Source organism: Vibrio metoecus (assembly GCF_009665255.1).
In the GTDB taxonomy this organism is placed as follows: Bacteria; Pseudomonadota; Gammaproteobacteria; order Enterobacterales; family Vibrionaceae; genus Vibrio; species Vibrio metoecus_B.
In genome coordinates, this window is sequence record NZ_CP035687.1 from 906,710 (window position 1) to 919,393 (window position 12,684).

Annotated in this window: 10 protein-coding genes and 2 pseudogenes; 7 read left to right on the forward strand and 5 right to left on the reverse strand. The window is 44.8% G+C overall.

Annotation, left to right across the window (positions count from 1 at the left end):
* Positions 1 to 97 precede the first annotated feature (97 nt).
* Positions 98 to 1,509 (forward strand): annotated as a pseudogene (locus EPB59_RS17485) (PepSY-associated TM helix domain-containing protein).
* Between the two features lie 77 nt (positions 1,510 to 1,586).
* Here the strand turns inward: EPB59_RS17485 and gloA2 are convergent.
* The 3 genes from gloA2 to EPB59_RS17500 form a co-directional block, all read right to left on the reverse strand.
* Positions 1,587 to 1,970, reverse strand: coding sequence for an SMU1112c/YaeR family gloxylase I-like metalloprotein (gloA2, locus tag EPB59_RS17490; RefSeq protein ID WP_088128182.1), 384 nt, complete (start codon positions 1,968 to 1,970; stop codon positions 1,587 to 1,589).
* Positions 1,964 to 2,902, reverse strand: a complete 939-nt coding sequence (locus EPB59_RS17495) for a LysR family transcriptional regulator (protein ID WP_154174085.1) — start codon at positions 2,900 to 2,902, stop codon at positions 1,964 to 1,966. Before EPB59_RS17495 ends, gloA2 begins: the two co-directional genes overlap by 7 nt.
* Positions 2,903 to 3,048: 146 nt before the next feature.
* On the reverse strand, positions 3,049 to 4,317 hold the full coding sequence (locus EPB59_RS17500) for an O-acetylhomoserine aminocarboxypropyltransferase/cysteine synthase family protein (RefSeq protein WP_032474352.1): 1,269 nt from the start codon (positions 4,315 to 4,317) through the stop codon (positions 3,049 to 3,051).
* Positions 4,318 to 4,671: 354 nt separating this feature from the next.
* Here EPB59_RS17500 and EPB59_RS17505 point away from each other — a divergent pair, with 354 nt between their 5' ends.
* The 5 genes from EPB59_RS17505 (at position 4,672) to EPB59_RS17525 (ending at position 10,245) form a co-directional block, all read left to right on the forward strand.
* Entirely contained in the window at positions 4,672 to 5,865 is a 1,194-nt protein-coding gene (locus tag EPB59_RS17505; protein ID WP_148559483.1) for a glycine C-acetyltransferase, read from the forward strand.
* A gap of 2 nt (positions 5,866 to 5,867) precedes the next feature.
* Positions 5,868 to 6,899, forward strand: a complete 1,032-nt coding sequence (gene tdh, locus EPB59_RS17510) for an L-threonine 3-dehydrogenase (protein WP_000692621.1) — start codon at positions 5,868 to 5,870, stop codon at positions 6,897 to 6,899.
* Between the two features lie 614 nt (positions 6,900 to 7,513).
* Positions 7,514 to 8,308, forward strand: a complete 795-nt coding sequence (locus EPB59_RS17515) for an ABC-three component system protein (RefSeq protein WP_154174087.1) — start codon at positions 7,514 to 7,516, stop codon at positions 8,306 to 8,308.
* A gap of 18 nt (positions 8,309 to 8,326) precedes the next feature.
* The gene (locus EPB59_RS17520; protein ID WP_154174089.1) at positions 8,327 to 8,560 is read left to right on the forward strand and encodes an ABC-three component system middle component 6; all 234 of its coding nucleotides are present in this window, start codon (positions 8,327 to 8,329) and stop codon (positions 8,558 to 8,560) included.
* On the forward strand, positions 8,551 to 10,245 hold the full coding sequence (locus EPB59_RS17525; RefSeq protein WP_154174091.1) for a DUF2326 domain-containing protein: 1,695 nt from the start codon (positions 8,551 to 8,553) through the stop codon (positions 10,243 to 10,245). The genes EPB59_RS17520 and EPB59_RS17525 overlap by 10 nt, the downstream gene beginning before the upstream one ends.
* A gap of 225 nt (positions 10,246 to 10,470) precedes the next feature.
* Here the strand turns inward: EPB59_RS17525 and EPB59_RS17530 are convergent, their stop codons facing one another.
* Complete coding sequence (locus EPB59_RS17530) at positions 10,471 to 10,632, reverse strand: integrase (RefSeq protein ID WP_154174093.1); 162 nt, start codon at positions 10,630 to 10,632, stop codon at positions 10,471 to 10,473.
* Between the two features lie 107 nt (positions 10,633 to 10,739).
* A pseudogene (accD, locus tag EPB59_RS17540) lies at positions 10,740 to 11,635 on the reverse strand (acetyl-CoA carboxylase, carboxyltransferase subunit beta).
* Between the two features lie 108 nt (positions 11,636 to 11,743).
* Between accD and EPB59_RS17545 the strand changes: the two are divergent.
* Entirely contained in the window at positions 11,744 to 12,643 is a 900-nt protein-coding gene (locus tag EPB59_RS17545) for a LysR family transcriptional regulator (RefSeq protein ID WP_154174095.1), read from the forward strand.
* Positions 12,644 to 12,684 lie beyond the last annotated feature (41 nt).

Here is a 12,684-nt window from a genome sequence, read left to right on the forward strand (position 1 = left end):
CCCAATAACAATAACCTATTAGTAAAGTCACACGCTCATATCCCATTTGGTTTCTCGACCGAAGGGATAATTTGCGTTTAAAAAAGGAAGAAATACGTTGAGTACCGTTACTACACCTCAACCGACGGCGGCTGCGCGTCGTAAAACCCTCTATTTTCTCACTTGGCGTTGGCATTTTTATGCGGGCCTGTTTGTGGTGCCTTTTATGTTGATGTTGGCGCTGACGGGCTTAGTCATGTTGTTTGATGATGAAATTGAACAAGCCCGCTACGCCGAGGTATTAAACGTTACACCACAAACGCAGGTCATGCCTGTTTCTCAGCAGCTTGCGGCAGTACAAAAGGCGTATCCAGAAGCGCAAGTTACCCAGTTTATTCCTGCGCTTCAGCCGGATTTAGCCAACCGTTTTTCTGTACTGTTTAGCGATGGCTCAACCCAATTTATCACGGTTAATCCGTATAGCGCTGTGGTTCTGGGCGCCATTGATCGTAGCGAAAGCTGGTATGAATGGGCGAACAGCATTCACGGCACCTTATTGATTGGCGATTGGGGCGATTATTTGATTGAAGTCGCGGCGAGCTTGGGGATGATTTTACTGGTGAGTGGCATCTACTTATGGTTGCCGCTCGATAACGCGCGTAAAGCGGGGTTTCTCAACATCCGAGTAGGCAGTGGTGCGCGAATTTTCTGGCGTGACCTGCACGCAAATTTAGGTGGCATGCTGTCCTTAGTGCTGCTGTTTTTCCTGATTTCCGGTCTTTCGTGGGCAGGCATTTGGGGCGGAAAACTGGTGCAGGCATGGAATACTTTCCCGACGTATTACACTTGGGGAGAAAAGCCGCAATCTTTGCTCACTCACGCAGAACTGAATCATGGTGCGGAAAAAGAGATGCCGTGGAACTTGGAGCAAACACCAGTACCGCAATCTCATCATCATGGGGGGAGCATGAGAGAGTCGCGACCAATGCCACTATTGGTATTGACCAAGTGATCGCTCAGGCCAAGGCGCTCGGTTTTACGCAGTACCGCGTTGCTTTTCCGCGTGGGGAAACGGGCGTGTATACCGTTTCTGCCAATACCATGGCGGGTGATATTGTCGATCCACGTGATGATCGCACCGCGCATTTTGACCAATATTCTGGTGCGTTACTCACCGAGGTCACTTGGCAAGATTATTCGCCATTTGCCAAAGCGATGGCGGCGGGGATTTCGCTACACCAAGGCGATCTCAGTGTGTGGAACAAAATAGCCAACGTGCTGTTTTGTCTCGCTTTCATTCTGATCTCTGTTACAGGTGTGATGATGTGGTGGCTGCGCCGCCCGACCGGTCAGGCTCGGCTAGGTGTTCCGCCCCGTTTTGAACAAGATGGGATCTGGAAAGCAGGCTTAGTCACGTTACTGGTGATTGGCGTGGCATTCCCACTGGCGGGAGCGACGATAGTGTTGGCTTTGCTGCTTGATGGGTTACTGGTGAGCCGTATTGCTAAGCTGAAAATCGCTTTCAGTTAAGTGCAAAACTAGGAAAGTAAATAGAGGCCAGATTTTATCTGGCCTTTTTAGTTCACATGAGTACGAGTCGACCTCGTTTAAGCCTGATACAACTCAAGTGGCAACCCATCCGGGTCAGCAAAAAAGGTGTAGGCTTTGCCTGTGTATTCATCAATGCGGATCGGTTCCACACTCACGCCTTGTTGCTCGAGCTGAGCCTTTATTTCCGCCACATCATCCACCACAAACGCCAAATGGCGCAGCCCTTGTGCTTCAGGAAAACTTGGCCGCTCAGGTGCGTTAGGAAAAGAGAACAACTCAATCTGCGAACCATCGGGCAGGGCTAAATCCAGCTTGTAAGAGTCTCGCGCGGCGCGGTAGTTTTCGGCCAATACGCGCAACCCGAGAATTTCTGTATAAAACGCTTTCGAGCGTGGGTAATCCGAACAAATGATTGCAGCATGATGAATGCGTTTTAGCATGTGGACTCCTTACCATTGAGCTTGGGACTGAGGTGTTCGAGCACAAAATCAATAAACACTCGCAAGCGAGCCGGCATGTATTTGGTCTGCGCGTACTGCATAGCAATCGCGCCGTGATAATTACTCTTAATATTCCACTCTTGCAGCACTTGCACTACCTTGCCAGCCGTCAGCGCATCGTGCACCACAAAATCATGGAAAATGCCGATGCCGAGGTGATTCTTCACCCCAGTTAAACGCAGTTGCGATTGGTTCACGGCGTAACGACCACTCACCGCAACTGTGTGTGTTTCGCGGCCTTTGGCAAACGTCCAGATATGATCTTTATCGGTTTCCGCGAGGTAGAGACAATCATGCTCGGCTAGATCGGTGGGGTGAATCGGCGTGCCACGCTGCGCCAAATATTCAGGGCTGGCACACAGCACCAAATTGGTTTTGCACAGTTCGCGCAGCACGAGGTTTTCATCCGGCTTATCTGTCAGGCGAAAGGCGACATCAATATTGTGTTTGAAGAGATCAATGTCACCATCGGCGGCGCGAAGCTTGAGCTGAATATGCGGATATTGGGCGAGAAATGGCACCACAAACGGCTGCAATACAGAGTTTAAAAATGCCTCTGGTGCAGCAACAGTCAGGGCGCCAGCAGGCTCGGCATGTTCCGAGCTGGAGATTTCGATCGCTTGCTGCGCCGCATTGACCATCAATAAGCTTTGGTCATACACCTTTTGCCCCGCTTGGGTGATGATGAGTTTGCGCGTCGTACGTTCAAACAGCTTGACCGACAAGGCTTGCTCAAGGCGAGTAATCAGTTTACTGAGCGCAGAAGGTGTTACGCCAAGTTTGCTGGCCGCAGCGGTAAAACTGCCTTCATTGACCACCACAATAAAAGTGGCGAGGTCGGGCAGTAGGGCAATCAATTTTGGAAGTAACATAAGTGTCGATGAGTCGGGCAACCAGTGGCGTCACTGTCGCAGAATCATCGGGTAAATGCAATTTGGTGAAACTAAAGTGAGGGGTTGTCGGGCAAGAACAGTATCCCGCCTAGATCTAGATATAGGCGGGGCAAGGTACGCATCGCTTAAGCGTTCAATGCTTGTTCTAAGTCGGCCAGAATATCATCGATGTGTTCAATGCCGACAGAAAGGCGGATCATCTCCGGTTTCACGCCCGCTTTGAATTGCTCTTCTTCACTCATTTGGCGGTGAGTAGTGGATGCAGGGTGGCAAGCGAGTGATTTTGCATCCCCGATATTGACCAAGCGTTTGAAGATTTGCAGCGCATCGTAAAAACGCACGCCTGCTTCATAACCGTCTTTCAAACCAAAGGACAAAATCGCCGAAGGTTTACCGCCCATGTATTTTTGCGCCAGCGCGTAATACGGCGAGTCTTCCAATCCGGCATAGCTGACCCAACTGACTTTCGGATGCTGCTTGAGGTACTGCGCGACTTTCAGCGCGTTTTCGGTGTGGCGTTCCATACGCAGTGGCAGCGTTTCCAAACCTTGCAGGATCATGAAGGCGTTCATGGGTGAGAGGGCAGAGCCAGTATTGCGCAGCGGCACAGTACGCGCGCGGCCAATAAAGGCAGCATCGCCAAAGGCTTCGGTGTACACCACGCCGTGATAAGACGGTTCTGGTTGATTAAATACGGGGAAGCGGTCTTTGTGTTGCGCCCACGGGAACTTACCTGAATCGACAATCACGCCGCCCAACGTGGTGCCGTGTCCGCCACAATATTTGGTCAGCGAGTGGACGACGATGTCCGCACCAAAGTGAATGGGTTTGCACAATGCAGGGCTGGCGACCGTGTTATCGACCATCACTGGCACACCTTTGGCGTGGGCTAAATCCGCGAGGCGTTGTAAATCAATAATGTTACCCGCTGGGTTGCCAATGCTTTCGCAGTACACCGCTTTGGTCTTGTCATCGATAAGCTCAATCAAACTCTCGGGGCGATCGTCCTTGGCGAAGCGCACTTCAATCCCTTGGCTTGGCAACATATGCGCAAATAGGGTGTAGGTGCCGCCATACAGTTGCGGTGTGGAAACAATGTTATCGCCCGCTTGCGCCAACGTCAGAATCGCGTAGTTGATAGCGGCGCTGCCCGCACTCACTACCAACGCGCCAATCCCGCCTTCGAGTGCGGCCATGCGCTTTTCCAACACATCATTGGTTGGGTTCATGATCCGCGTATAAATGTTGCCCGGCACCGCCAAGTTGAATAGGTCTGCGCCGTGTTGTGCGTTATCAAATTCGTAAGCGACCGTTTGGTAAATCGGAGTGGCCACCGATTTGGTGGTCGGGTCGGTGGTGTAACCAAAATGGATAGCAAGAGTTTCGTCTTTCATCGTCTGTCCTTTGACTGGATTAGTGAAATTTCCTTTCTACTTGAAGCTGCTGCTCCAAGCCGTCTGGGTATAAGCCATCTTTGAAGTTTCATGCTCATAAATCAAGCGTTCGCGATTCAACACGAGATGCATGACACAACGAATCCTCGATAAGATTGGCTAGAAAAGTGTATCTGTGCCTGAGATTCACGAATGCTTTTCCGTTACCGCAGATAATCGCTTGCGTGAGCTTGGATTACACTAAGGGAAAGGTTTTTACAGTGTAAATATACCCTTGCGACTTGAAGCATTGCCGCTAAGTGTCTTAGGTATAGATCCTGTTACCCACAAAACAAAAACAAGAAGGAACACGCAATGTCTTCTGCTTTTTATCAGCAAATCCGAACTCAGCTTGAGGAAGTGAAAGCTGAGGGGCTTTATAAATCCGAACGTGTGATCACCTCGCAGCAACAAGCGGCGGTCGAAATTTCTACGGGTGAACAAGTACTGAACTTCTGTGCGAACAACTATCTTGGCTTGGCCAATCACCCAGCGCTGATTGAAGCAGCGAAACAGGGGATGGACAGCCACGGCTTTGGTATGGCGTCGGTGCGTTTCATCTGTGGTACGCAAGATATCCATAAACAGTTGGAACAGAAACTCTCTCAATTCTTAGGTAAAGAAGACACCATTCTTTACACCTCATGCTTTGATGCCAACGCGGGTTTGTTTGAAACTCTGCTTGATAAAGAAGATGCGATCATCTCTGACGCACTAAACCACGCTTCGATCATTGATGGTGTGCGTCTGTGTAAAGCGATGCGTTTCCGCTATTCAAATAACAACATGCAAGAGCTGGAAGAGCAGCTCATCGCGGCGGATGCAGCCGGTGCTCGTCACAAGCTGATCGTGACTGATGGTGTGTTCTCAATGGATGGCGTAGTCGCTAACTTGCCTGCCATCTGTGACTTGGCGGATAAATACAACGCCTTAGTGATGGTGGATGATTCTCACGCAGTGGGTTTCATGGGCGCGAATGGTCGCGGCACACACGAATACCACGATGTGATTGACCGCATCGACATCATCACCGGTACGCTAGGCAAAGCCATGGGCGGTGCATCCGGCGGTTACACCTCGGGCAAGAAGGAAGTGATTGATTGGCTGCGTCAACGTTCACGTCCATACCTATTCTCTAACTCAGTTGCACCTTCGATTGTTGCAGCATCTCTGCGCGTGCTGGACTTACTACAAGAAAGCGGCGATCTACGTGAGCGCCTATGGGAAAACGCAGCGCACTTCCGTACTCGTATGGAAGCGGCGGGTTTCACCATGGGCGGCGCTGATCACGCCATCATTCCCATCATGCTAGGTGATGCCAAAGTGGCTGCAGAATTTGCAGAACGCGCACTGGCCAAAGGCATTTACGTTATTGGTTTCTCATTCCCGGTTGTACCAAAGGGACAAGCGCGCATTCGTACGCAAATGTCAGCCGCACACAGCCGTGAACAACTGGACAAAGCCATCGACGCCTTCATTGAAGTGGGTCGTGATATGGGACTCATTTAATTATGAAAATCAAAGCACTTTCAAAACTGAAACCGGAGCAGGGCATCTGGATGAACGAAGTGGACATGCCTGAGCTTGGCCACAACGACCTGCTGATCAAAATTAAGAAAACCGCGATTTGTGGTACGGATGTACACATTTATAACTGGGATGAGTGGTCACAAAAAACCATTCCAGTTCCTATGGTAGTCGGCCACGAATACGTGGGTGAAGTGGTTGGCATTGGCCAAGAAGTGCGTGGTTTCCAAATTGGTGATCGCGTTTCTGGTGAAGGTCACATCACTTGTGGTCACTGTCGTAACTGCCGTGGCGGCCGTACGCACCTGTGTCGTAACACCATTGGTGTGGGCGTAAACCGCACCGGTTGTTTCTCTGAATATTTGGTGATCCCAGCGTTTAACGCATTCAAGATCCCAGATGGTATTTCAGATGATCTGGCGTCTATTTTCGACCCGTTTGGCAACGCCGTACACACCGCGCTTTCATTCGACTTAGTGGGTGAAGATGTGCTTATCACCGGAGCTGGCCCAATCGGCATTATGGCCGCTGCGGTTGCGAAACACGTTGGTGCGCGCCATGTGGTGATCACCGATGTGAACGAATACCGCCTCGATTTAGCTCGTAAAATGGGCGTGACTCGCGCTGTGAACGTTGCTGAGCAAAACCTAGACGACGTGATGAAAGAGCTCGGCATGACCGAAGGCTTTGATGTGGGCTTAGAGATGTCTGGCGTACCAAGTGCGTTCAGTGCCATGCTCAAAACCATGAACCACGGTGGCCGCATCGCTCTGTTAGGTATTCCACCATCATCCATGGCGATTGATTGGAACCAAGTGATCTTCAAAGGTCTGGTGATCAAAGGCATCTACGGCCGTGAGATGTTTGAAACTTGGTATAAGATGGCGAGCCTCATTCAATCGGGTCTCGATATCAGCCCAATTATCACTCACCATTTCAAAGTGGATGACTTCCAAAAAGGCTTCGACATCATGCGCAGCGGGGCTTCCGGCAAAGTTATCCTCGATTGGCAGTAACCGAAAATCTCTCCACAGAGCGCTCCGAAAGGGGCGCTTTGTTTTTAGCTAAAACTGTTTTTATAAACAGTGAAGTGGAAAATATGACCCGATTTAGCCCTCGCTTTGGTCCCATTTTGGTCCCATCTCACTTTGTAATGGGACCACGTTCAGTTTGTTTTGGTCCCATCATCGCAACACGTAGAGGCGAAGATGTTCTATGTAATAATTGGACAAAAGTGAATTTAATAACAACTTCAGCTCGAGCAGTTGATATTAGAAAAAGCATCTTGAAACCTTAAGCGTCTGTATAGGTTGACAAGTATGACCGTTTGGGCTGAAACTTTTTTCCACATCCCTCATTATGTATGCTGTTTAATTGTAATGAAGTCATTTCTGTTAACATGCATTATGTCAATGGCTACCTGAATGGGGACCATAATGCTATCATAAAGTGTTAGCGCTTGAGGTTTGATTGTACGAAATCGCTATCAGTATCAGGCTCCTCAATAAACTAGTTATTACTTTCGACTGATAAACAATTGAAGTTCAGGAATGTGATATTCAGGTTTGGGGAAAGATTGTATTAGAGGCAAAACATAAATAATAAAAATAACAAACACCGGGTTGGTTAAATGGGAAAACAAGCAAGAAATTACTCACAGCAAACGTTGAAAAAGCTCTTTGCACTATCTGGAAATCAATGTGCGTTCCCAGGTTGTACTAAGGCACTTGTAAACACTGACAATGCAAAAGAATCTAATATATGTCATATCGAAGCAGCTAACGAAGACGGTGAGCGTTATAGGGAAAGCATGTCAGACAAAGAGCGTGCAGATTATAACAACCTTATTCTTTTGTGCGTTCAGCACCATACCGAAACTAACGACGTTACAACATATACAGTTAACAAGCTTAAGCAAATGAAGGAAGACCATGAAGCAAAAATTGCTGTGATAAACCTAGGTCGTTCTCCCTCTATGCTCAAAACTGCAGTAGATAAAATTTCGAAAATTGGCTTAAGCGCACTAAAAGACGCCGATGCAACAAAAAGTTTTAACATAACAGACAAACTAAATCACAATGGCGTAGCTGATAAGCGACGTCTAATCAATGACTTAAAGGTTTACTATCATAAGTTAAACCTGCTTTACGATGAATTAGATGACACAGGATCTTTGAAAAAAGAGAACTTATTAGATAACATCCGTCACATTTATTTGGATGTATCTGGGCGATATATAGGCAAGAATGACGACTATATGCCTATCATAAAGCAGAACGCAGATGCTATCTTTGAAGATGTATTTGATGAGTTACTACAATTTATTGATTTTGGTGATGTTAGTATTGAAGATCTATCACCGGCCTTAAGAGTTGTAATGGTCGATGCATTCATGAGATGCAAAATTTTTGAAGAACCAATTTAGGGTTAAGGCTAGGCATAGATGATTATTAGCAAAAATATCAATCCAGATAAAGACCTCTATGTCATTGGAGCTCACATCATTGATGTTCTTAAATCTACTAAAGGAAAGTCAATCGATTATTTTGAACTTTACCAGAAGCTTAAAAATCATATTGATGTTTCAATGCAACTATTTTCTCTTTCAGTTAGCTGGCTATTTCTTTTAGGTGTTATTGATAAAAATGGCGAAGGGCGAATAACTAAATGTTTTTAGAATCATTAATTGTCAAAAATGGTGATAATATAATTAGGGAAATACCATTTCATAAAGGAATAAATCTAATTGTAGATTACACTGCGCCTAACTCAAAAAAAACAGACTCGGGTAATAGTGTTGGTAAAACTACGGTTTTAAGGTTAATAGATTTTTGCCTGGATGGTAATGCTAAGAATTTATACAGCGACCCTGAATTTAAAGACTCAAATGATAAGATAAAAAATTTTCTGACCCAAAACAATATAAATATAACTTTAAATTTAATTGAAGATATAGAAAGCCCTGATTCAAAGAAAATTTCCATCTGTCGAAATTTTTTATCTCGAGCAAAAAAGATTCAGACAATAAATGGAGAAAAATGTTCTAATGATGAGTTCTCTTCAAAACTGAAAAAACTCATATTTAAAACGACTTCCGAAAAGCCTACTTTCAAGCAATTAATATCTAAAAATATTAGGGATGAAAAGAACAAGCTTGTTAATACTATTCGCGTATTAAGTCCGTACGATACAGATGTAGCCTACGAAACACTTCATCTATTTTGGTTTGGTGTAGACATTAACCAAGACAAAGATGAATTGGTGCGTAAGCAAAATTTAGAAAATAGGCTTCAAGCACGTTTGAAAAGAGAAAGCACTCTTTCTCAAGTGAAACAAACACTCTTAATCGTGGACAGTGAGATTGAAAGACTCACACTCATGAAAGATAATTTCAATCTGAATCCGAATTATGAAAGTCAACTAAATGAATTAAACTTTGCAAAACAGAGTATTAATGCACTAAGCGAAAACATTTCTCGCCTAGAGTTAAGAAAAGAACTTATTCAAGAGAGTGTTTGTGATTTAAATAAAGGTTTTTCAAAGGCTAGCGTTGAACATATTAAAAAAATGTATGAGCTAGCTAAAGCATTGATTCCTAATCTTCAGAAAACATTTGAAGAAACCCTTGAGTTTCACAACAGTATGATTCAAGAAAAGATTGATTTTATCAGTCAAGATTTAAATAAACTGGATGAGGAGCTATTTGCTAATAAGCAGAGCCTTACATTTTATCTTGTTGAAGAAAAACGTCTATCTATAAATCTTAAAAAATCTGGTGCGGTAGAAGAACTTCAAAATATCATTAGTGAATTGAACGCATTCTATGAACAAAAAGGGAAATTAATTGAACAACAATCCGTATGGGAGAAGAGTAATAATGAGCTTGAGAAAATAGAAACTGCGTTGAGTAGAATGTCTAATGAAATCGAATCAAAAGACATTTTAATCCAAGAAAAAATTGCGGATTTCAATAAGATTTTTTCCAAGTTTTCAAGCCAACTCGATGGTATACATTCATTGCTCAGTGCCGAATCTGATAAAGGAACTTACAAGTTTTCAATAACGAATATAGAAGGTAACCCTGGAACTGGTTCTAAAAAAAGTCAGATGGCATCTTTTGACTTGTCTTATATAGCGTTCGCAGATGCAAACGAGATACCCTGCTTGCACTTTGTGCTTCAAGACCAAATCGAGAATGTACACGCAAACCAGATAACAAACTTATTTACAGAATTAGTAAATCAAGTTAACTGCCAATATGTTCTACCTGTTTTAAGAGATAAGTTACCACTTGATATCGATATATCACACCTTGAAGTTTTATCCCTTTCTAACAAGGATAAGTTTTTCAAGTTACCGTGAGGTTGTGAAAGAGAATGCATGAATTGCATTTAATCAGCCCCACTGTTATAAACTTTAGCTGAAATGTGTATTTATTATCATGTTAGTAAAATTTGGTCGATACGTACAACGCTTCCTGAAGCGGTATTACACTTTGGGGCAAAAGTTTGTTGTCATACCCACTTGTTTGGTCATGTACAGTTTCGATACCCCATTCTATAGGATCAAAAAACCGCCTTTTGGCGGTTATTGATTCCTTACTTTTTCTAGTTCTTGCCATACCCGTTCGGATTCTTTCTTGTTCGATTCAACCAGCCATTTACCGTAGACCCTTGCGAACATGGTGATATCTGCGAGGCCCATTTGTTGTGCCAAGTAACTCACGTTGACGTTAGCGTGGGTAATCATCCAACTGGCGTAGGTATGTCGAAGTTGATACTGATTACGGTAACGGACGCCTCCTTTTTTACACAGTGGCGACCTCATTCGGCTGGGCGCATGTTTGCCGTAATGTTTTAACCGTTGGAAGAATGAAAACTCATACGCTCTATATCCGATGGAGTGGTGGTATTGGTCATTTTAGCGATCAGTCCCCCAATTCGTTTGCGCATCTCACGTCTATCCACAATCATATCTAGAGCGCCATGCTCTAAGAGGAATTCACTTTGCTGAAAGTCTTCTGGTAGTTTCTCTCGAACGGTTTGTTCTATAACTCGGCGCCCAGCAAACCCGATCCTTGCTTTCGGCTCGCCAATATTAATGTCACCCAACATGGCGACACTTGCAGATACTCCCCATAAGTTTGATCGGTTAACACTGAGATGTAGGGCAATTTAGCCATTGATAACTGATTCAATGCAGCACTGGTTCTAGCCATCTGCATCAATGCAATGAGTGATTCTTGCATTCGAGCGCCCCCACAAGCAGAAAAGCACACCAATCCACAATTTGCATCAATAGCAGCGTCAACAGCCCGAACAAAACGCGCGCCTACCACTGATCCCATTGAGCCGGCCATAAAAGAGAATTCGAATGCGCAAGCGACAACAGGTAAGCCCATCACTTTTCCCTTAATCACAACCAGTGCATCTTTTTCACCAGTGTTTTTCTGTGCTTGAGTAAGGCGCTCTTTATAGCGTTTTAAGTCCTTAAAGTTGAGCAAATCTCTTGGTTCAAATTCGCTTGCTATTTCGATTCGCTCTTCTTTATCCAAAAAGCTGTCTAATCGTTGGCGAGCACCCATCCGCAGATGGTGATCGCATTTGGGGCATACTGAGAGATTATCCTGGAGTGCTATTCGGAATAAGATCTGCTCGCATGAGGGGCATTTAGTCCATACACCTTCTGGAATTGATGCTTTACGTACATTGATGATGTCTTTCTTATCCAATAGCTTTTCTAGCCAACTCATGGGGAAACCTTACTCAAATACCGTTAAGAAAGAGTATTGTATTAGCCTGACTTGGGTAATAAAGTGGCAATTCTTGGTTTAATAATCCCACTAAATGGGACTAAATATATGCTTGATAAGATTGAACAGCAGTGGTTAAAAAGTTTTCATTGTGTCTATGAGAACAACAGCTTTAAACGAGCGGCGGAATTTTTAGGTTTACCCACATCCAATGTCAGCCGTCATGTTGCCCTTTTGGAAGAGCGGTTGGATATACGGCTATTTGATAGAACGACACGCCGCATTGCAGCGACGGATGCGGGTGATCATCTTTATTTGCGTACACAACCATTGTTGGAAAAGCTGAATGATGCTCTTGAGGAGGTGACTCTTCATGCAAACCAAGTAATAGGCCAGCTTAACGTGTTAATGCCTGACTCACCGGCTTTAGCTCAAGCCGTGGTTTCTTTTTGTCTCCGGCACCCCTCTATTTCATTATGTTGTGATACGAACATCAGCCCGAAAGAGGATCTGCTTGATGGTTTTGACATCGTTTTAAGTTTTCATCGGGGTAAGCTCGAAGATAACAGTTGGGTTGCTCAAGAGATTAAACGGTGGCCAAGTGCTGTTGTGGCATCGCCCCAAATACTACAGCACTTTCCAAGACCCTTTCAGATGAGCGATTTAAAACATGTTCCATGTATTAATAGTTTTACCGCAATAAATGGCGCGCCATGGATATTTAAAAACGCTAAAGGTGAGCTGATTATTCAAAAAGTACAATCGGCTTTTAAAGTTAACAGTGGGCATCTTGCCAAAACAGGGGCAATATCTGGTTTAGGCTTTGCGATACTTCCTACCGAATTTTGCCAGTCTGAGATAGAGGCAGGGACTTTGGAAGTGGTTGAAATGGAATATCAACCCGCTGATCTTGTTCTATATGCTTTTTATTCCTCTAGAAAGCACTTAGCTAAGAAAATTAAGATGTTTATTGAACATCTGAAGTATCACGCAAATATCGTCAACTGAACTGAATACTTGATTCGAAAGACGCTGGGGCTTTGTTGCGT